General features: G+C 71.5%; 22 protein-coding genes. 9 read left to right on the plus strand and 13 right to left on the minus strand.

The features are described from left to right. Positions 1-48: 48 nt before the first annotated feature. The gene (locus tag OHB21_RS33755; protein ID WP_067504398.1) at positions 49-714 is read left to right on the plus strand and encodes a potassium channel family protein; all 666 of its coding nucleotides are present in this window, start codon (positions 49-51) and stop codon (positions 712-714) included. Positions 715-724: 10 nt separating this feature from the next. Further along, positions 725-1,396, plus strand: coding sequence for a potassium channel family protein (locus tag OHB21_RS33760; protein ID WP_067504401.1), 672 nt, complete (start codon positions 725-727; stop codon positions 1,394-1,396). A 35-nt stretch (positions 1,397-1,431) separates the two neighbouring features. Here the strand turns inward: OHB21_RS33760 and OHB21_RS33765 are convergent, their stop codons facing one another. The 3 genes from OHB21_RS33765 to OHB21_RS33775 form a co-directional block, all read right to left on the minus strand. Further along, positions 1,432-2,064: a sigma-70 family RNA polymerase sigma factor gene (locus tag OHB21_RS33765; RefSeq protein ID WP_084537363.1), complete on the minus strand. Its 633-nt coding sequence runs from the start codon at positions 2,062-2,064 to the stop codon at positions 1,432-1,434. Between the two features lie 136 nt (positions 2,065-2,200). Then, positions 2,201-2,779: a DUF3159 domain-containing protein gene (locus OHB21_RS33770; RefSeq protein WP_067504569.1), complete on the minus strand. Its 579-nt coding sequence runs from the start codon at positions 2,777-2,779 to the stop codon at positions 2,201-2,203. Positions 2,780-2,982: 203 nt separating this feature from the next. Then, positions 2,983-3,360, minus strand: a complete 378-nt coding sequence (locus tag OHB21_RS33775; protein WP_067504403.1) for an OB-fold nucleic acid binding domain-containing protein — start codon at positions 3,358-3,360, stop codon at positions 2,983-2,985. Between the two features lie 74 nt (positions 3,361-3,434). On the opposite strand from OHB21_RS33775, the gene OHB21_RS33780 reads away from it, so the two are divergent. Next, the gene (locus OHB21_RS33780; protein ID WP_324192082.1) at positions 3,435-4,154 is read left to right on the plus strand and encodes an alpha/beta fold hydrolase; all 720 of its coding nucleotides are present in this window, start codon (positions 3,435-3,437) and stop codon (positions 4,152-4,154) included. 76 nt (positions 4,155-4,230) lie between these two features. Here OHB21_RS33780 and OHB21_RS33785 read toward each other — a convergent pair whose 3' ends face one another. Together OHB21_RS33785 and dut are read right to left on the minus strand one after the other, a co-directional pair. Next, positions 4,231-5,094 carry a DUF3710 domain-containing protein gene (locus OHB21_RS33785; RefSeq protein WP_067504405.1) on the minus strand — a complete coding sequence of 288 codons (864 nt, stop codon included), beginning with the start codon at positions 5,092-5,094 and terminating at the stop codon, positions 4,231-4,233. 8 nt (positions 5,095-5,102) lie between these two features. Next, positions 5,103-5,600, minus strand: coding sequence for a dUTP diphosphatase (dut, locus tag OHB21_RS33790; RefSeq protein WP_067504407.1), 498 nt, complete (start codon positions 5,598-5,600; stop codon positions 5,103-5,105). A gap of 86 nt (positions 5,601-5,686) precedes the next feature. Between dut and OHB21_RS33795 the strand changes: the two genes are divergently transcribed. Next, positions 5,687-6,199 (plus strand): DUF3093 domain-containing protein, encoded by a 513-nt coding sequence (locus OHB21_RS33795; RefSeq protein WP_067504575.1) that lies wholly within the window; start codon positions 5,687-5,689, stop codon positions 6,197-6,199. Positions 6,200-6,255: 56 nt separating this feature from the next. Here the strand turns inward: OHB21_RS33795 and OHB21_RS33800 are convergent, their stop codons facing one another. Continuing rightward, complete coding sequence (locus OHB21_RS33800; protein WP_067504411.1) at positions 6,256-6,558, minus strand: DUF4193 domain-containing protein; 303 nt, start codon at positions 6,556-6,558, stop codon at positions 6,256-6,258. 377 nt (positions 6,559-6,935) lie between these two features. Between OHB21_RS33800 and cei the strand changes: the two genes are divergently transcribed. Then, on the plus strand, positions 6,936-7,613 hold the full coding sequence (cei, locus tag OHB21_RS33805) for an envelope integrity protein Cei (RefSeq protein ID WP_067504578.1): 678 nt from the start codon (positions 6,936-6,938) through the stop codon (positions 7,611-7,613). Between the two features lie 4 nt (positions 7,614-7,617). Here the strand turns inward: cei and OHB21_RS33810 are convergent, their stop codons facing one another. After that, on the minus strand, positions 7,618-8,517 hold the full coding sequence (locus OHB21_RS33810; protein WP_067504415.1) for an inositol monophosphatase family protein: 900 nt from the start codon (positions 8,515-8,517) through the stop codon (positions 7,618-7,620). A 237-nt stretch (positions 8,518-8,754) separates the two neighbouring features. Here OHB21_RS33810 and ppgK point away from each other — a divergent pair, with 237 nt between their 5' ends. The 3 genes from ppgK to OHB21_RS33825 all read left to right on the plus strand — a co-directional run bounded on the left by ppgK (position 8,755) and on the right by OHB21_RS33825 (position 12,264). Further along, positions 8,755-9,513: a polyphosphate--glucose phosphotransferase gene (gene ppgK, locus OHB21_RS33815; RefSeq protein ID WP_067504418.1), complete on the plus strand. Its 759-nt coding sequence runs from the start codon at positions 8,755-8,757 to the stop codon at positions 9,511-9,513. Between the two features lie 235 nt (positions 9,514-9,748). After that, positions 9,749-11,116, plus strand: a complete 1,368-nt coding sequence (locus OHB21_RS33820; RefSeq protein ID WP_195125592.1) for an RNA polymerase sigma factor — start codon at positions 9,749-9,751, stop codon at positions 11,114-11,116. Positions 11,117-11,382: 266 nt separating this feature from the next. After that, positions 11,383-12,264 (plus strand): MHYT domain-containing protein, encoded by an 882-nt coding sequence (locus OHB21_RS33825; protein ID WP_067504424.1) that lies wholly within the window; start codon positions 11,383-11,385, stop codon positions 12,262-12,264. 310 nt (positions 12,265-12,574) lie between these two features. On the opposite strand, the gene eutC is transcribed toward OHB21_RS33825, so the two are convergent. From eutC to eat, 3 genes are all read right to left on the minus strand, one after another. Further along, positions 12,575-13,378 (minus strand): ethanolamine ammonia-lyase subunit EutC, encoded by an 804-nt coding sequence (gene eutC, locus OHB21_RS33830; RefSeq protein WP_067504426.1) that lies wholly within the window; start codon positions 13,376-13,378, stop codon positions 12,575-12,577. A gap of 268 nt (positions 13,379-13,646) precedes the next feature. Then, on the minus strand, positions 13,647-15,062 hold the full coding sequence (locus OHB21_RS33835; RefSeq protein ID WP_067504430.1) for an ethanolamine ammonia-lyase subunit EutB: 1,416 nt from the start codon (positions 15,060-15,062) through the stop codon (positions 13,647-13,649). Then, entirely contained in the window at positions 15,059-16,483 is a 1,425-nt protein-coding gene (gene eat / locus OHB21_RS33840) for an ethanolamine permease (protein ID WP_067504433.1), read from the minus strand. The genes OHB21_RS33835 and eat overlap by 4 nt, the downstream gene beginning before the upstream one ends. Before the next feature lie 150 nt (positions 16,484-16,633). On the opposite strand from eat, the gene OHB21_RS33845 reads away from it, so the two are divergent. Beyond that, a complete protein-coding gene (locus OHB21_RS33845; RefSeq protein ID WP_067504435.1) occupies positions 16,634-17,353 on the plus strand; it encodes a rhomboid-like protein in 720 nt (239 codons plus the stop codon). On the opposite strand, the gene OHB21_RS33850 is transcribed toward OHB21_RS33845, so the two are convergent. Genes OHB21_RS33850 through OHB21_RS33860 form a run of 3 tightly spaced genes read right to left on the minus strand, consistent with a single transcriptional unit; the run spans position 17,350 to position 19,729 of the window. Beyond that, on the minus strand, positions 17,350-18,519 hold the full coding sequence (locus tag OHB21_RS33850) for a cation:proton antiporter (protein WP_195125591.1): 1,170 nt from the start codon (positions 18,517-18,519) through the stop codon (positions 17,350-17,352). The genes OHB21_RS33845 and OHB21_RS33850 overlap by 4 nt on opposite strands. 4 nt (positions 18,520-18,523) lie before the next feature. Further along, positions 18,524-19,006 carry a cation:proton antiporter regulatory subunit gene (locus OHB21_RS33855; protein WP_195125590.1) on the minus strand — a complete coding sequence of 161 codons (483 nt, stop codon included), beginning with the start codon at positions 19,004-19,006 and terminating at the stop codon, positions 18,524-18,526. Between the two features lie 27 nt (positions 19,007-19,033). Beyond that, entirely contained in the window at positions 19,034-19,729 is a 696-nt protein-coding gene (locus OHB21_RS33860) for a GAP family protein (RefSeq protein ID WP_232331648.1), read from the minus strand. Positions 19,730-19,742 lie beyond the last annotated feature (13 nt).

Below are 19,742 nucleotides of genomic sequence, written 5' to 3' on the forward strand. Positions count from 1 at the left end.
CACAGGCCGCGGCGCGTCCGCCACGGTGTCCAAGAGCGAGGTTGCACGGTGTACGTAGTGGTCATGGGGTGCGGGCGGGTCGGCTCGTCACTGGCGCGCGCCCTGGTCCGGGTCGGTCACGAGGTGACCGTCATCGACCGGGACGAGGGCGCGTTTCTGCGTCTGGGCGCGGACTTCCCCGGCGAGCGGGTGCTGGGCGTCGGCTTCGACCGGGATGTGCTGACCCGCGCGGGAATCGAGCGCGCCGACGCGTTCGCCGCCGTCTCCTCCGGCGACAACTCCAACATCATCTCCGCGCGCGTGGCGCGCGAGACCTTCGGCGTGGAGCGGGTGGTCGCCCGCATCTACGACGCCAAGCGCGCCGCCGTCTACGAGCGGCTCGGCATCCCCACCATCGCCACCGTGCCGTGGACCACCGACCGCTTCCTGCGCACCCTCATCGGCGACACCAGCACCACCACCTGGCGCGACCCCACCGGCACCATGGCCGTCGCGCAGCTGGCGCTGCACGAGGACTGGTACGGGCGCACCGTGCGCGATCTGGAACAGGCCGTTTCGGTGCGCGTCGCGTTCATCCTGCGGTTCGGGCAGGGCGTGGTGCCCGACAGCAAGACCATCGTCCAGGCCGACGACGTCGTCTACGTGGCGACGAGTTCGGGCAGCGTGGGCGAGGCCGTCGCGCTGGCCGCCAAACCGCCGGCCCCCGAGGACTGAGGGACACGTCATGAATGTCGCCATCGCCGGGGCGGGCGCGGTCGGCCGCTCCATCGCCAGGGAACTGCTGCGCGGCGGGCACCGCGTGATGCTGCTCGAACGCCAGCTCGCCCACATCGACCCCGAATCGGTCCCCGGCGCGCAGTGGGTGCACGCGGACGCGTGCGAGCTCGCGCTGCTCGAGGAGGCGGGTCTGGAGTCGTTCGAGGTGGTCATCGCCGCCACCGGCGACGACAAGGCCAACCTGGTGCACAGCCTGCTGGCCAAGACCGAGTTCGGCGTGCGCCGCGTGGTCGCCCGGGTCAACGACCCGCGCAACGAATGGCTCTTCGACGCCTCCTGGGGCGTGGACGTGGCGGTGTCCACGCCCCGCCTGCTGGCCTCGCTGGTCGAGGAAGCCGTGTCGGTCGGTGACCTGGTGCGGCTCATGACCCTGCGGCAGGGACAGGCCAATCTGGTGGAGATCACGCTGCCCGCCGACACGGCCCTGGCGGGCAAGCCGGTCCGCACGCTCACCCTGCCGCGCGACGCCGCCCTGGTGACGATCCTGCGCGGCGGCCGGGTGATCGTGCCGCAGCCCGACGACCCGTTCGAGGGCGAGGACGAGCTGCTGTTCGTGACCTCCGTGGAGGCCGAAGAGGATCTGCGCCTGGCGCTCGCGCCCCACGACATCCAGCCATAACTCCCCGATACGGCTCGGCTGTCGCGACGGGGCGTTCAGGCCGCGGGCTGCAACTGCGCGCGCAGCTTGTTGAGCGCGCGATGCTGCATTACCCGCACCACGCCGGGGCTGGTGCCGATCGCCTCCGCGGTCTGCGCGGCCGACCAGCCGAGCACGATCCGCATCACCAGCACCTCGCGGTGCGCCGGGGTGAGCACCTTCATCAGTTCCCTGGTGGCGGCGCGCCGCTCCAGCGCCAGCGCCCACTCCTCCGGGCCCGCCGCGGTGGACGCCATATCGGGCACCTCGGAGACGGGGTAGGTGGGGTGCTGCTGGGACCGGCGGAACGCGTCGGCCACCTTGTTCGCGGCGATGCCGTAGACGAAGGCGAGGAACGATTTGCCCTGGTCGCGGTAGCGCGGGATCGAGTTGACGGTGGCGAGCAGGATCTCCTGCACCACATCGTCGGCGGTGACCTGCAGGTGCGCGGTGTTGCCCATGCGCGCGCCGCAGTAGCGGCGCACCAGCGGGTGCACCAACCGCACGATCTCGGAGATCGCGCGCTTGTCGCCGGCGGCGGCGGGGCCGATCAGCTGCTCGAGTTCGGCGGCGACCCGCCTGCTCTCCGACAGGGCGGGGCTGGAATGGGCGTGGGTGCGAGAAGTCGCGGTCTTGTGCTCGGTAGCCACTCTCCGAGTCCTTTCGGCGAACGTTGCGTTTTTGGTGTCGACAACGATCGTCCGTCGAACGGGACCCGGCGACCAGACACCCAAGGGTGGGTAGTGGTCCACCTCCGCGGTGGACCGGGCCCCACCTTTCCCGGGGTCAGGACTTGGATTTGGCGGGCAGGTGCCCGGCGCGGCGCACCGCCCAGATGGTGACCGCGAACGCGACCGCGGTGAGCGGCCAGCCCATGCCGATGCGTGCCACGGCCAGCCAGCCGGTGCGGTCGGTCTCGTAGAGCTCGGACTGCACCAGGTAGCGCGAGGCGAACACCAGCACCCAGGCCACGGTCGCGATGTCGTAGAGCCGGATCGCGCGGCGATCGGTGCGCCACGAGGAGCCGTGCCCGTTGAGCGCGCCCCAGATCACGCCCACCAGCGGCCAGCGCACCAGGATCGAGAGCAGGAACACACCGCCGTAGACGAGGCTGGTGTAGATGCCGAACAGGAAGAAGCCCTTGGCCTCCCCCATCCGGTAGGCGATGAACGCGCAGATGCCGACGCCGATGAACCCGGAGATGGCGGGCTGGACCGGTTCGCGCCGCACCAGGCGCAGGATCAGGATCGCGGCGGCGACGCCGAGCGCGGCCCAGATCGCCGCGGTCAGGTCGAACAGGGTGTTGACGGGGACGAACACGACCACCGGGACGGTCGAGTAGATCAGGCCGCTGAAGCCGCCCATCTGCTCGAGCAGGGTCTGTTCGGCCTTCGCCTCGCGGGCATCGGGCCCGGGATGGTCGTCGTCGGGCCGGGGCCCGGAGCCGTGGTCGGGTGGTAGCCCGGTGCCGTCGTCGGGCCGTAGCCCGTCGGCGTCGGCGCTCGGCCGTGCGGTATCGGTCGGCGTTCCGAGTTCGGCGCCGTTATCGTGGCTCGATGGCATGCGTGTCAGCTGTTCCCGCGCAATTCGTAGTAGGGGTTGAACATCACCTTGCGGCCGTCCCGATCACCGATCCGGCCGCGGACCAGGATGCGCCGCCCCGGCTCGATGCCGGGGATGCGCCGACGGCCGATCCACACCAGGGTGATGGCATCGGTGCCGTCGAAGAATTCCGCCTGAACACTGGCGCCCGCCGATTTCGAACAGGCCTCGACACTGCGCAGACGGCCCAGCATCGTGGCCTCGTCACCGCGGCGGCATTCCGACACCGGGCGAGCGCCCGACGCCTCCGCGGTCTCGGCGAGCTCCTCGGCATCGAGCTGGTCGATGTCCTCGGTCAGCCTGCGGCCCAGACGTCGAAAATACCCTGAGGCTGCGGATGGCATGGCACGCTCTCCTGCTAGATGGCCTTACACCGCCACTGTAGATGTCGGCGACGGGCCCCGCTACGCTCGGCCCGGTGATCGAGTACCCAGATCGGGCGGGCCGCACACGGCCGGTCGCGACCCAGGTCGTCGCCCTGCCCGGCACCGGCTCCGACGCGCATTTCGCGGGGCACGCGTTCGGGCCCGCGGCGGCGGCGCGCGGGCTGACGCTGCGGGCGGTCGACCCCGATCCGCGGGCGGTCGTCGCCAGTTGCCGGGCGGCCTTGGACGACGCGGCGCGGCACGGTCCGCTGGTGGTGGCCGGAATCTCATTGGGCGCCGCGATAGCGGTGGAATGGGCTGCGTCACACCCGGATTCGGTGGCGGGCGTGGTCGCGGCGCTGCCCGCGTGGACCGGGCCCGACACCGCCGACTGCCCCGCCGCGTTGAGCGCGGCGGTGACCGCCGAGCAGTTGCGCGCCGACGGACTCGAGGCGGTCGAGGCGCGGATGCGCGCGAGCAGCCCGGCCTGGCTCGCGGACGCGCTGACCCGGTCGTGGCGCTCCCAGTGGCCGCATCTGCCCGACGCGCTGGAGGAGGCCGCCGGATACAAGTGGCCCGGCACCGATCTGCTCGCCGCCGTGGCCACCCCGGTCGCCGTCGTGACGGCGGTCGACGACCCCGTGCATCCGTTCGACGTCGCGCGCGAGTGGGCGGCGGCGCTCCCGCACGCGCGGCTGCACCGCATCACCCTCGACGAACTCGGCGCGGACCCGGCGATCCTGGGACACACCGGATTCCCCGACTTCGACTGAGCCCACTGCGAGCCCGCCATTCACGAACACCGAATCCGCGCCACGGCTGCTCGGGCAACCGTTGGGCGGATTCCGGCTAGTTCAATCCCAACTGCTGCATGGCCGAGCCCTCGACACCGCGGCGCGGTCCCTCGGGCAGGGGCTGCGGCCGCACCGGCTGGGGCGCGGCCTGCGCTTGCGCCTGCGCGGCGGCCGCGGCCTGGGCGGCCACCTGCTGCTGTTGCTGCTGCTGGACCTGCGCCTGATGCGCGGCGGCCAGCTGCTCGGCGAGCTGCTGGGGCAGCACCACCGGCAGCGGATCGCGCACGGGCAGCGGATCGGTGCCGCGCCGGATCACGGTCTCGCCGAGGATGGCGCGCGCCGCGGTGACCAGCGGGGTGCCGTCGTCGGCGGCGCCGCGCGGGCCCGCCGCGACCAGGCGCACCATCCAGCGGTAGCCGTCGACACCGATGAAGCGCAGATCGGCGCCCTCGGTGATGGCCAGCAGCTCGCGGCCCCACGGACCGGTCTCGATGGCCACCCGCGCGCCGTCCTTGCGCAGCGACTCGGCCAGATCGGCGGCCACCAGCCGCCACTGGCCGGGCGATTTGGGGGCGGCGTAGGCGGCCACCGTGAGCCTGCCGTGCTCGGTGGCCAGGTGCACCGCCTGCGGGGTGCCGTCGGGGGTCATCTCGACCTGCAACTGCCCGCCCGGCGGCACCGGCAGGATCACCGACCCCAGATCCAGCCGCTGGTCGGCGACCGCCTCCAGCAGTTCGGCCACGTCCTCGTAGTCGTAAGGGCCGGTCGGCGGCGCCTCGGCGTCCACCTCGGCCGCGGGGGCGTAGGCGGGCTCTTCGTCGTAGTCCGCCTCGTCCTCGTCGTAGTCGTACTCGTCGCCGTATTCGTCGAACCGGTCGTCGTCGAATTCGTCGGACTGCTTCTTCTTTTTCCCGAACATTCCTCGCCTCACGCCTCCCCGCCGGTCGCCCGGCCCGCCTCGGTCCCCGCGCCCAGACTGGCGTGCCCGCCGCTGGACCCGTAACCACCCGCACCCCGTGTCGTCTCGTCGAGCCGGTCGACCTCCACGAAGTCGACCAGTTCCACCCGCTGCACCAGCAGCTGCGCGATCCGGTCGCCACGGCGCAGTTCGATGCGCGTGCGCGGATCATGATTGATGAGGCACACCTTGATCTCGCCCCGGTAGCCCGCGTCCACGGTGCCCGGGGTGTTCACCACCGAGAGACCGGTCTTGGCGGCCAGGCCCGACCGGGGATGGATCAGCCCCACCGTGCCGACCGGCAGCGCCACGGCCACACCGGTGCCGACGAGCACGCGCTCGCCCGGCTCCAGGATGACGTCCTCGGTGGTGCACAGGTCCACGCCCGCGTCGCCCGCGTGGGCGCGCGTCGGCACGGGAATGCCGGGATCCAGCCGCAGCAGGGGTATCGGTGAAAGTGCGCTCACAGTGCACGAGAGTACGCGTACCTGGCGTCGGGCTTCGCGGTCGGCTGGCCTACTGTGGAAACGTGTCGGACCAGCCCAACCCCGCCGTGACGGACAACGAGAAACCGGGTCGTGACCGCCCGGGCGCGCCCGCGCGGCCGCGGTATCGCGAACGCCTGTGGGTGCCGCTGTGGTGGTGGCCGATCGGCTTCGGCATCGCGGGCCTGCTGGCCGCCGAGATCCACATGGGCGCGCCGGGGCTGCGCGCCTGGTTGCCGTACGCGCTGCTGTTCCCGATCCCGGTGTGGGTGCTGCTGTGGTTCAGCCGCCACCGCGTGGAGGTCACCGACGACGGCGCGGGCACGCCGGAACTGCGCGCCGACCGCGCGCATCTGCCCGTGAATTTCGTCGCTCGCGCGACGGTGGTTCCCCCCTCCGCGAAGAGTGCGGCCCTCGGCCGCCAATTGGACCCGGCCGCCTATGTCCAACATCGGCCCTGGGTCGGCCCCATGGTGTTGCTCGTTCTCGATGATCCGGACGATCCGACGCCGTACTGGCTGGTCAGTACCCGTCATCCGGAAAAGGTCCTGGCCGCGCTCGGGCTGCCGAGCGCGGGCTGAGTTGTGTCATCGGGCCGGACCGGCTGGTCCGGCCGTGTGCGCGCGGTCGCGCGGGCTCAGGCGGCGCAGTCCATGCAGATGAGCTGCCCGCCCGCCTCGCTGGCCAGTCGGCTGCGATGGTGCACGAGGAAACAGCTCGAGCAGGTGAATTCGTCGGCCTGCTTGGGAATCACCCGGACCGACAGCACCTCCTCGGACAGGTCGGCGCCGGGAAGCTCGAACGACTCCGCGGTATCGGATTCGTCGACATCCACGACGGCGGACTGCGCCTCGTTACGACGAGCCTTCAGCTCCTCCAGCGAGTCCTCCGACACATCGTCGGTTTCGGTGCGCCTCGGTGCGTCATAGTCGGTTGCCATGTCGTCTTCCCCTCGTCCTTACTCCGTATATCCCGGACCGGCTGTTGTCGCTCCGATTCCGCGCCGGAATCGGGGTGACCGCACCGCCCCGCCGGTGGTGCACATCACACGTGCACCGTTCACCTATCGGGTGGGATCGCCGTGATCCACTCCCGACAGCGCTCGGTAAACGCAGGACATGCCCTTCTTGTTCCCGCGACCGACCACCGTATTCGCCGCCGGCGATTCGATCTGGGCCGCCAGACAATAGCGGACGGCGCGCGAAAAGTCGCAATCAAAACACAGATGAGTCGAAAACGACGGGGAATCGACACCGAGCGATCAACTCACCGAGACCTTCCGCACCGGCTCGCGCGGACTTTCGTAGAGTGTGGCTCGTGGTTTCCCTGATCACCGAAGGCAGTGCGACGGACCCCCAGGGCCGTCCGTACCCACGCCGCCGCCCCCAGCCCTGGCTCGTCATGATGGCCGTCATGGCGGTGATCTGTGCCATCGTCTGGGTGCGCGCGCTGACGACGGAGGACGCGGATACCACTGCGATGGCGTGCAATTCGCCGAGCCCCGCCGCCGAGCCGGGCGCCGCGCCCGCGCCTGCGCTGGGCCAGCGCGTCGGTTCGGGTCGGCTCGAGGACGTGCAGCCCGCGCGCCTGACCGACAGCCGGGTGCGCGTGCTCAACGCCAACAATCAGCGCGGCCAGGCCGCGCACGTCGCCGCGCAGCTCGGCGATCTCGGTTTCGCGAGTGCGCCCGACACCCAGATCGGCAACGATCCGATATACGTCAACGGCGATCTCGAGTGCACCGGCCAGATCCGTTTCGGCGTGAACGGGCGCCCGGCCGCGGCGGCCGTGCAGCTGGTGGTGCCGTGCGCCGAGCTGATCGAGGATCAGCGCGAGGACGACGTGGTGGAACTGGTGCTGGGCTCGCTGTTCCGCGACATCCAGCCCAGCAACGACGCCGAAGAGGTGCTGCGCGCCCTCAAGAACGCCCCCGCCGGCGAGAACGCCGCGATCGACGTGGACCTGCTCGAGGCCGCGCGCACCGCCCGCTGCTAGCCGCTCAGCGGTCCGGGATCGGGTCGGTCGCGCCCACCGCGGCGAGCAGCGCCCCGAGTTCGGCCGCGATGCCGGGCGCGGCCGCCACGACCAGCTCCCCCCGCTCGCCCGTGGAGGTCGCGGGCGGCAGGGTGAGCAGCGCGCCCGCCTCCGCGGCGATCAGCGCACCCGCACCCCAGTCCCACGCGTTGAGCCCGTGCTCGAAATAGGCGTCGACACGCCCGGCGGCCACGTGGCAGAAATCGAGCGCGGCGGCGCCGAAGCGGCGGATATCGCGCACCCGGGGCAACACTTCGGCGATCAGCGCGGCCTGGCGGGTGCGGCGGTGCGCGCCGTAGCCGAACCCCGTCGCCACCAGTGACATGGCCACCTCGTCGGCCGCGGAACAGCGCAGCGTGTCGACCACCCCGTCGGCGGTGACCGAGGTCGCGCCGAGCCCCAGGCCCGCGCTGTAGGTGACGGCGCGCGCCACGTCCACCACCGCGCCCGCCACCGGCCTGCCGCCGCGCAGGGCCGCGACCGACACCGCGTAGCCGGGAATGCCGTACAGGAAGTTCACCGTGCCGTCGATCGGGTCGACCACCCAGTGCACGGCGTCGTCGCCGGTGAGGCTGCCGCCGCCTTCCTCGCCGACGATCGGATCGCCGGGACGATGCTCGGCGAGCAGGTCGCGGATGAGTTGCTCGCTCTCGGTGTCCACCACGGTCACCGGGTCGGTGGCGTGGGCCTTGCTGCGCACCGCGCCGTCGGCCCGCTCCCCCGCCGGGCCGAACACCTCGGGGCGGCGGGCGCGGACGTGCTCGGCGGCGCGTTCGGCGAGGTCGATCGCGACGCGGCGCAACTCGGCGGCGTCGGCGGGGGTCTCGGGGGCGGCTTCGGCTACGGGAGTCCTGGATTCGGGCACGACTCCATCGCATCACAGATCGGCGGGCGCGCGCAGCGGCCGGGGCGCCGCGCGGCGCGGGTGCGACGGCGATCACGGCCGTGCGCGCACGCCGGGACGGACCCGACTACTCTTGTCGTGCACGACACAGCGCCGTCGTCGGGCACCCTTTCGCACGCCCGGAGCCGCGGCGCGCGGGTTCCGGTGCGACGGGTGCTGCTTTCCACATCGGCCAGCTATGGGAACGAGGGGTTAGCCATGTCCGCTCGGGGGCACGCGTTCGGTATCGATATCGGTGGCAGCGGGGTGAAGGGCGCCGCGGTGGATCTGGCCACCGGCGAGCTGCTCCACGAGCGGATCAAGATCGCCACACCGCGCCCGTCCACCCCGCAGGCGGTCGCCGAGGCGGTCGCGAAACTGGTCGCCGAGGCGGAGTGGTCCGGCCCGGTCGGGCTGACCGTGCCCGCCGTGGTGCTGGGCGGGGTGGTGCGCACCGCCGCCAATATCGACAAGGGTTGGATCGGCACCGACGCCCGCGCGCTGTTCTCCGGCGCGCTGGGCGGGCGGGAGGTCACCGTCCTCAACGACGCCGACGCGGCCGGTCTGGCCGAGGACCGCTATGGCGCGGCAAAGGATTTCGACGGGCTGGTGCTGCTGCTGACCTTCGGCACCGGCATCGGGTCGGCGCTGATCCACAACGGCACGCTGGTGCCCAACAGCGAACTCGGCCACCTCGAGGTGGGCGGCATGGAGACCGAGCACCGCGCCGCGGCCTCGATCAAGGATCGCGACGGGCTCAGCTATCCGCAGTGGGCCGCGGCGGTCTCCACGGTGCTCATCGGCCTGGAGAACCTGTTCTGGCCGAAGGTGATCGTGGCGGGCGGCGGCATCAGCCGCGACGCCGACCAGTGGATTCCATTGCTCGGCAACCGAACTCCGGTGGTGCCCGCGCACCTGCGGAACACGGCGGGCATCGTGGGCGCGGCCATGGCCATCGACTCCGGCCTCGCGCCGTGAATCGTTTGCCGCGCGGATGCCGGGGTACTGCCCTCCGTATGCGCGCCGGGGCGACCGGCCGCGCCGCAACTGGGCATCGTGCCGTGAGTACCCTGGTTGGATCGTTACAATGGAACACGCCCGGCGGCACGCCGGAGACACCCGACCGGCGCTGCGCCGGTGAAACCCGACAGACCGCTCCGCCGGAACACCACTCTGGCGTGACGCCGCACGAGACCGTCACGAAAGGGCGTACGTGGTAGCCACGACCCGTCAGACCGCCGAATCGGCCGATGCCGACCCCACAGATGTAACCGCAGCACGGCCGGTCCGCAAGGCTGCCGCGAAGAAGGCTCCGGCCAAGAAGGCCGCCGCCAAGAAGGCGCCCGCGAAGAAGGCCGCGGCGAAGAAGGCGCCCGCCAAGAAGGCCGCCACCAAGAAGGCAGGCCCCGACGGCGAGCCCGGTGCCGACGAGGCCATCGAGGACGAGGCCATCGATCTGGAGGATCTCGACGACCTCGAGGTCGACGAGGGCGATCTCGCCGAGGACGCGGAACTGGTCGAGGAGACCACCGAGCCCGAGGAGGCCGAAGCCGAGGGCGCCGAGGAGCCCACGGCCGCCGACAAGGCCTCCGGCGACTTCGTCTGGGACGAGGAGGAGTCCGAGGCGCTGCGCCAGGCCCGCAAGGACGCCGAGCTCACCGCCTCGGCCGACTCGGTCCGCGCCTACCTCAAGCAGATCGGCAAGGTCGCGCTGCTCAACGCCGAGGAGGAGGTCGAGCTCGCCAAGCGCATCGAGGCCGGCCTGTACGCGGCGGAGAAGATGCGCGAGTTCGCCGAGGCGGGCGAGAAGCTGCCGGTGGCGACCCGCCGCGACTTCAACTGGATCATCCGCGACGGCAACCGCGCCAAGAACCACCTGCTCGAGGCGAACCTGCGCCTGGTGGTGTCGCTGGCCAAGCGCTACACCGGCCGCGGCATGGCGTTCCTGGACCTGATCCAGGAGGGCAACCTGGGCCTGATCCGCGCGGTGGAGAAGTTCGACTACACCAAGGGCTACAAGTTCTCCACGTACGCCACCTGGTGGATCCGGCAGGCCATCACCCGCGCCATGGCCGACCAGGCCCGCACCATCCGCATCCCGGTGCACATGGTGGAGGTCATCAACAAGCTCGGCCGCATCCAGCGCGAGCTGCTCCAGGACCTGGGCCGCGAGCCCACGCCGGAGGAGCTGGCCAAGGAAATGGACATCACGCCGGAGAAGGTCCTCGAGATCCAGCAGTACGCGCGCGAGCCGATCTCGCTGGACCAGACCATCGGCGACGAGGGCGACAGCCAGCTCGGCGATTTCATCGAGGATTCCGAGGCCGTGGTCGCGGTCGACGCGGTGAGCTTCACGCTGCTGCAGGATCAGCTGCAGTCGGTGCTGGAGACGCTGTCCGAGCGCGAGGCGGGCGTGGTGCGGCTGCGCTTCGGCCTCACCGACGGCCAGCCGCGCACCCTGGACGAGATCGGTCAGGTGTACGGGGTCACCCGTGAGCGCATCCGCCAGATCGAGTCCAAGACCATGAGCAAGCTGCGCCACCCCAGCCGCTCGCAGGTGCTGCGCGACTACCTCGACTAGAACCGAGGCTTCCGGGCCCGTATCCCCTTGCGGCGCTTGCCATTACCGGCAGCGCGAGGGGACACGGGCCCGGTGTCGTTTCCGGCGCGGGCCGAGTGTCGTTCGTCGGGCCTCGTACAGCCGCGCGGCGATGCCGTTGTGAAGTGATCCAGAACACTCCCGCCCGAACGGATTTCGCCCCCGGGACGAACGCGCCTGTCGTACAGTCTGAATCGCAAGTTTTTCACCTCGCCGGGCGGTCTCGGCCCGGTCCCTGGGGTTGCACGTTGCTCGACATCCACCACTTCAGCTACGGGTGGCTGACGCCGCTGCTGGCCTACCTCATGTCCTTCACCGGTTCGCTGCTCGGATTGCAGTGCGCCGCCCGCGCCCGCACCGGCTCGAACCGCGTGGGCTGGCTGCTCCTGGCCGCGCTCGCGCTCGGCGGCACCGGCATCTGGGTCATGCACTTCATCGGCATGCTGGGTTTCTCCATCGCCGGGGTGGAGATCCGCTACGACGTGCCGCTCACGCTGGTGAGCGCCGTCACCGCGATCGTGGTGGTCGGCATCGGCCTGTTCGTCGTGGTGAGGCCGCGCCCGACGGTCACGGCGCTGCTGAGCGGCGGCACGGTGACCGGTCTGGGCGTCGCGACGATGCACTACACCGGCATGGTCGCGCTGCGCTCGCACGCCACGATCGGCTATTCGGCGCCCCTGGTGGCGCTGTCCGTGGCGATCGCGGTGGTGGCGGCCACGGCGGCGCTGTGGTTCACGGTGCGCGTCCAGCGTTTCCTCGCCACGGTCGGCGCCGCGCTCATCATGGCGGCGGCGGTGTGCGGTATGCACTACACCGGTATGGCGTCCATGCATGCCGAACACGGCGGCGGGCACGACGAGCCGGTGGGCGGGGCCGGCGCGATGGAACTGCTGGCGCCGTTGATCGTCGGCATCAGCATCGTCACCATGCTGGTCCTCATCGCGGTGAGCCTCACCGCCATCGAACGCGACGATCCCCCACCGCCCCGCCCTCGTCCCTACCGTCCCGCCGCCGACGACATCGCGAATCTGCCGCTCCCCGAACGGGAACCGGCCTCGGTGGGCGCGGTCGTGGTGCCGCTGCGCAGCACGCCCTACTGGCCGACCACCGACGACGTGTCACGCCGCTGACGGCCGGCCCCTCCCGATGCGCGGACCGGACGCGGTCACGGCGCAGAGGTGGACATGCGCTGCCGATTGCTCTCGCGCCGCCGACCATGAGCTTGCGCCGGTGACGAATTCGGCCGGACCCGCCAGTGCGGGCGTCGGCTGGGCCGGCTCGTTCGTCACGCACCAGGCGAGGTCGTCGGGACCGGCCGGTGAGCGCGTTCCCTCTCGTGTGCCCCGCCCGGAGCCCGACCGGACCGGGCGGCGAAGGCCCCCACCGCACGTTCCGGGCGTCGGGCCGAGACCAGGCGAATTACCCTGGACCGCCTCGGTTTCACTCACCGATCGGCGCAGCCGACCCGCCATCGAGCTCCGTGCGGGAGGTGTCCTTGAGGTCGACGCCCGAGCGGCCGAGGGTGCGGGCGCCGGTGATCAGGCTCGCGAGGACCTTCGCGGCCTCGGTGTAGCCGAGGCCTTCGGGCGGGTGGATATTGGAGACGCAGTTGCGGTCGGCGTCGGTGCGGCCGGGGCGCGGCAGGTGGGTGAGGTACAGGCCCAGGCTGTCGGCGACGGAGAGGCCGGGGCGCTCGCCGATGAGCACCACGACCGTGGTGACGCCCAGGGCCGCGCCGACATGGTCGCCCAGCGCCACCCTCGCCTGGGTCGCGATCACCGGCGGTGCGAGGGTGAGATGCCCGGCGAGTTCGGCGGCCAGCGCGGCCAGGGTCGCGGGGCCGTGGTCTGCCAGGGCGCGGGGCGAAAGACCGTCCGCCAGAACGAATCCCACATCGGCGCCGCTGTGCGGAACCGCGCGCAGATCGTCCGGCAGGCGCCCGAGGTCCGGGCGGCGCAGGTACTCCGCCCGCTCACCCGCGCGGCTGCGCACGTGCACCGGCTCCCCCAGGCCGACCTCGGCGACGCGGGCGGCGAGGTCGGGCACGTCCAAGGGCAGGTGCACCGCGTCGCGCGCGGCGGCGTGCGCGGCACGGAACTCGAGCACACGGCGCGTGGGCAACGCGTCGCCCGTGCGGCCGAGCCCGATCCGCGCCTGGGTCGTGCGCCGCAGCTCGCGCCAGAATTCCTGGGCGGCAACGTCTTCCACGGCGCTCGCGCCGATCACCCTTATCCCGTCGCTCATCTCGTCGTCTCCCTGCCTCCGATGCGCGTTCGACGCCACGTCGGCCTCTCCGATCCGGCACTCCACTCGCTCACCCAACCGCCTCCTTGCACCACACCGTCGGGCAACACGCGCGACCGCGGCGGTCGAGTATCGGATTGCGAAGGTTCATGACTGCACCACCGCACCGTCCGGCACCACCCGCGCCCCTCCGAGACGCGGCGCGAGCGCCACTCGCCCCGGATATCTACCGAGCTTGATTCGCCTGCCCAAAAACGCATTCCGCCTCTCATCCCGCCAAGGCGCGCAGCGGCGAGGCCAGGGGCGGCACGGCGCGCAGGCGCCCGGACGGGTCGAGCATGCCGAGACCCGCGAGCCACGACTCGAATTCGGGGGCGGGCCGCAGGCCGAGCACCTGACGGGCGTAGAGGGCGTCGTGGAAGCTCAGGCTCTGGTAGCCGAGCATCACGTCGTCGGCGCCCGGCACCGCGATGACGAACGCGCAACCCGCCGCGCCCAGCAACGTCAGCAGGGTGTCCATGTCGTCGGAGTCGGCCTCGGCGTGGTTGGTGTAGCAGACGTCGACGCCCATGGGCAGGCCGAGCAGCTTCCCGCAGAAGTGGTCCTCGAGGCCCGCGCGGATGATCTGCTTACCGTCGTAGAGGTATTCGGGGCCGATGAACCCGACGACCGTGTTGACCAACAGCGGGTCCAGCGCCCGCGCCACCGCGTAGGCGCGCGCCTCCAGGGTCTGCTGGTCGACGGGGCGGCCGCCGGTACCTCGGTGCGCGTCCGCCGAGAGCGCCGACCCTTGCCCGGTCTCCAGGTACATCACGTTGTCGCCCACCGTGCCGCGCCCGAGCGAGCGCCCGGCCTCGTTCGCCTCGCGCAACAGCGAAAGGTCCACGCCGAAGGCGGAATTCGCGCCCTCCGTGCCCGCGACGGACTGGAACACCAGGTCCACCGGCGCGCCCGCCTCGATCAGCCCCAGCGTGGTCGTCACGTGCGCGAGCACACAGGACTGGGCCGGGATGTCGAACCGGGTGCGCACCTCGTCCAGCAGGTGCAGCAGATCCGCGGTGGCCCTGGGGGAATCGGTGGCCGGGTTGATGCCGATCACCGCGTCGCCACAGCCGAGCAGCAGTCCGTCCAGCACCGCCGCCGCGATCCCGCGCGGATCGTCGGTGGGGTGGTTGGGCTGCAACCTCGTCGCCAACCGGCCAGGGAGGCCGATCGTCGTGCGGAACGCGGCGGTCACCTCGGCGGCCTTCGCCACCGCGATGAGATCCTGGTTGCGCATCAGTTTGCTCACGGCCGCCACCATTTCCGGCGTCAACCCCGGCGCGACGGCGCGCAATGTCGCGGCGGGGGCCGCGCCACCGTCCCCCGCCGCGACGGCCAGCAACCAGTCTCGCAACCCCCCGACGGTGAGATGCGAGATCGGTTGGAAGGCAACGCGATCGTGGGTGTCGATGATGAGCCGGGTGACCTCGTCGGTCTCGTACGGCACCACCGGATCGCGCAGGAACGCGGTCAGCGGCACCTCCGCCAGCGCCCACTGCGCGGCGGCGCGTTCGGCGTCGGTGGCGGCGGCGCAGCCCGCCAGCTGGTCGCCGCTGCGCAACGGCGTCGCCTTGGCGAGCAGATCGACCAGGCCGTCGAACGAATAGCTGACGCCCCGCAACCGCTGGGTGTAGCGGGTCATTCCAGCTCCTCCTCGGCCTTCGCGAGGAGGGCGAACTCCTCGTCGGGCGAGGCGGCCACCAGCCGGTGCCTGCTGTACACCGCGAAGTACAGCAGGAACGCGCAGAACGCGGCGAACGTCCAGCCCGCCGCGACCGGGTCGACCAGGAAGGTCGCCACCACCGCGACGCAGGCGATCACCAGCGCGAATCCCGTGGTGGCGATGCCGCCCGGCGTGCGGTAAGGCCGGTGCATACCGGGCTCGCGCACACGAAGCACGATGTGGCTCACCATCATCAGCACGTAGCTCACCGCCGCGCCGAATACGGCCATGTTCAGCAGCATCGCGCCCTGCCCGGTGAGCGACAGCCCGAAACCGATCACGCCGGGCACGATCAGCGCGAGCACCGGCGCCTTGCGCGAGTTGGTCACCGACAGGCTGGTCGGCAGGTAGCCGGCCCGCGAGAGCGCGAACGTCTGGCGCGAGTACGCGTAGACGATGGAGAAGAAGCTCGCGATCAGCCCGGCCAGGCCGATGTAGTTCACCACCCGCGCCGCGCCATCGTCGCCCAGCGCCTCCACCAGCGGGTTACCGGATGTCGAGATGGCTTCCGCGCCAAGGGCTCCCGTGGCCAGGAACAGCACCACCACACCCGTGCCCATCAGCACGAGCATGCTGATGAGAATGCCCTTGGGCACGTTCTTCTCCGGATCGCGCGCTTCCTCGGCGGCCAGCGGCACACCTTCGACGGCGAGGAAGAACCAGATCGCGAACGGCACCGCCGCCCAGATGCCCATCACGCCGAACGGCAGGAACTCCGAACTGCCGACCGCCTCGGGGTCGGCGGGGATATCGGTGAGATTCGCGAGATCGAAACGGCCCCAGGCGGACACGGCGAAGATCAGCAGGCCGACCAGCGCGATGGCCGTGATCACGAACATCGCCTTGAGCGCCTCCCCCGCCCCGCTCAGGTGGATGCCGATGAACAGCGCGTAGACCGCGAGATACACCCACCAGCCGTCGGTGATGCCGAACAGATTCAGCGATTCCACGTAGGCGCCGATGAACGTGGCGATGGCGGCCGGCGCGATCGCGTATTCGAGCAGAACGGCGGTGCCGGTGGCGAATCCGCCCCAGGGGCCCAGGGCGCGGCGCGCGAAGGTGTAGCCGCCGCCCGCGGCGGGCAGCGCCGCCGAGAGCTCCGCCATGCCGAGCACCATCGCCAGGTACATCGCGGCGATGACGACGGTCGCGATGAGCAACCCGCCGAACCCGCCCTCCCCGATGCCGAAGTTCCAGCCGGAATAGTCGCCGGAGATCACGTAACTCACGCCGAGCCCGGCGAGCAGCACCCAGCCCGCGGACCCGGAACGCAGGGTCCGCTTCGCCAAATAGTCGTCGGGGACGTCGTCCCCGGTGGTCTTCGCCGCGTCGATCGCCATGGTTCGCGCACTCCTCGGGCCGTGTACTGGTCGGTGGTCCGATTGTTGAGAGCGAATATTGCCCGGGTGTGAATCGAGGTTACGAGTGCACTGCGGCCTCGCGGCGCGTCGCGAACGCCACACGCCGGAACGAGGCGGCAGACTGCCGGTGTGGCCGTTCCCTGGCTTCAGACCGTCGATCTCGGCGCCGAACTGCGGGCCGCGGGCGACTGGCTGCGCCGCCCCGGCCTGGTGCGCCGGTTACCCGGCGCGCTCCGGGCGCACCTGGCCGCCGCCCCGGCCAGCGTGGCCTACGCGTTCACGCTGTTCGTCACCTGGTGGACGCTGCGCGGGGTGGGCGAGTCCGTCGAGCACCGGCTGATCCTGTCGGCGTCGACGAATCTGCGCAATATGCAACGGGACCCGGTGCAGGTGCTGGTGGCGTCGGCGTTCTGGATCGAGGGCGGGTTCCCGTGGCTCGTCATCGCCGAGTTCCTGGTGGTGATGGCCGCCGCCGAACGGTGGCTGGGCACCGGGCGCTGGATCGCGCTGTTCGCGACCGGGCACATCGGCGCCTCGCTGCTGGTGGTCACCGCCATCGACCGCGCCCTCGACCGCGACCTCATCCCCGTGCGCGTCGCCACGGCCGCCGACGTCGGCACGAGCTACGGGTTCACGGCGGTGCTCGCCGCGCTCGCGTTCCGCTTTCGCGGGTGGGTCCGGGTGGTGTGGGTGGTCGTCGTCCTCGGCGCGCTGGTGGTGGCTATCGTGATCGAGCCCACCTTCACCGACTACGGGCACTTCTGCGCGGCGCTCATCGGACTGCTGGTGGGCACGGCGGCCACGCTGTTCTGGCGACGGATCGAGCGCCACCGCGCCGTGCGGTCCTAGCCCTTCCGCACGCGCTGGGCCCGGTCGACCACCGGTTCCACCACCCGCGCCGCCACCGGCCCGAGCACCGCCATCAACAACACGTACGCCGACGCCAGCGCCGCGAGTTCGACGGTGACCGCGCCCGCCGCCACCGCCAATCCCGCGATGACGATGGAGAATTCACCGCGCGCCACCAGCGCCGCGCCCGCCCGGGCCCGGCCCTTCGGGCCGATGCCCTGCACACCGGCCGCCCACCACCCGGTGGCGATCTTGGTGGCGGCGGTGAGCACCGCCAGCGCCACCGCCCAGCCCAGCACCGGCGGGATCGCCGACGGGTCGATGCTCAGGCCGAACGCGACGAAGAAGATGGCGGCGAACAGATCGCGCAGCGGCTCCAGCAGTTTCGCGGCCTGGTGCGCCGTGGGCCCCGAGATCGCGATGCCGAGCAGAAACGCGCCCACCGCCGCCGACACGTTCAGCGTGGCCGCCAGACCCGACACCAGCAGCGCCGCGCCGATCAGCTTCAGCAGGAACGCCTCGTTGTCGGAGCTGGACAGCACCGCCGACACATAGTGGCCGTAGCGCAGCGCCACCAGCAGCACCACCGTGACGGTGATCAGCGCGATCGCGAGCGTCTCCAGACCCGCCAGGAATCCCACCCCGGCCAGCACCGTGGTGAGGATCGGCAGGTAGACGGCCATGGCCAGGTCCTCGAACACGAGGATCGACAGCACCACCGGTGTCTCCCGGTTGCCCAGCCGCCCCAGGTCGGTGAGCACCTTGGCGGCGATCCCGGACGACGAGATGTAGGTGACGCCGGCCAGCACCACCGCACCGACCGGACCCCAGCCCAGCAACAGCGCCACCGCCGCGCCCGGCGTCGCGTTGACGACCAGGTCCATCAGGCCCGCGGGCCACGAGCGGCGCAGCCCGGTGACCAGCTCGGCGGCGGTGTATTCGAGGCCGAGCAGCAGGAGCAGCAGCACCACGCCGATCTCGCCGGCCAGATGGCCGAAGTCGATGGCCTCGTCCAGCGGCACCACGCCGCCCACGCCGAAGGCCAGCCCGCCCAGCAGATACAGCGGGATCGGTGACATGCCGAAGCGGCCCGCGACGCGTCCCAGGATGCCGAGCGCGAAGAACACCGCCCCGAGCTGGATGAGCCCGAGCGCGGTGGTACTCACCGGCTCACCCGCGCGCGAGGAGCTTCGCGGCGGCGTCGAGTCCGTCCGGCGTGCCGACCACCACGAGCAGGTCGTCGGCGGCGAAGGTGAAATCGGGGCCCGGCGAGGCGTGCAGCTGGCCCGCCCGCATGACTGCGACGATCGAGGCCTTGGTGCGGGTGCGCATGGCGGTCTCGCCGAGGGTGCGGCCCGCGTACGGGGAGTCGTCGCCGACCGGCAGCTGACGGGTGGTGATGCCCGGCAGGTCGCGGTGGTCGGCGCGCAACTCGGCGACCAGCTGCGGGGCACCGAGCAGATTGGCCAGCACCGCGGCCTCGTCGCTGGTGAGGGCGACCTGGGCGGCGCAGGCGTCGGGGTCGCCGACCTTCGAGACGATCAGATCGATGCCGCCGTCCCGATGGTCGACGACGCCGATCCGGCGACCGGAGCGCACCTGGAAATCCTTGCGTACTCCGATACCGGGCAGAGCGGTGACGTCGACGTTCACTCCGCCAGGGTAGCGCCGCGCGCGACGCTAGGTGGCGGCCAACCCGCCGATGGCCCCGCGCACCAGCACGATGCCCGCGATGGCCAGCGCCCAGCCCGTCGCGCTGTCGGCGTGCCGGGAGACGAACGCGTCGACCCGGCGCAGCAGCGGCTCGATCTTGCTGTGCAGCAACGACCTTGCCGCCATCAGCGCCAGCGCGGGCAGCACCATCACGACGCAGTACCCGGCGAGCAGGCCCACCGACCCCGCCGCAGACACGTCGCTGGTGGCCAGCAGGCCGATGGCGGCCAGGTAGGGCAGCATCGAGAACGCCTCCAGCGTGCCCGCGCTCACCGCCAGGATCGCCAGGCCCGCGCCGGTGTTCTGCCTGCGCAGCGCCTTGTCCCGCCAGGCGGCGATGCGGTCCGGCGCGCCGCGGGCGCGGCGCTTCTTGGAGTCGAACCGCCACGAGACGGCGAACAGCGCGACGCCGAGCACCAGCTGCGGCACCAGCACCACCGGGCTGCGCGCCAGCTCGCCGAACCGGTCGAGCCCGGCGCCGACGACGGTGGAGAGCACCACGCCGAGGGCGAAGTAGAACGTCGCGATCGCGGCGAGGTAGATCAGCAGGCGGCGCGCGGGCGGCCGGTCCGGGGCGAGCAGCAGCCAGAGCGGGACGATGAGCGTGCCGATGCTGGTGGAGTCGACCAGCGCGAGTCCGATCAGAGCCAGGAGCAGTGTCACGCTCCGAGCCTGG

This window comes from Nocardia puris (assembly GCF_036051655.1).
GTDB lineage: Bacteria > Actinomycetota > Actinomycetes > Mycobacteriales > Mycobacteriaceae > Nocardia > Nocardia puris.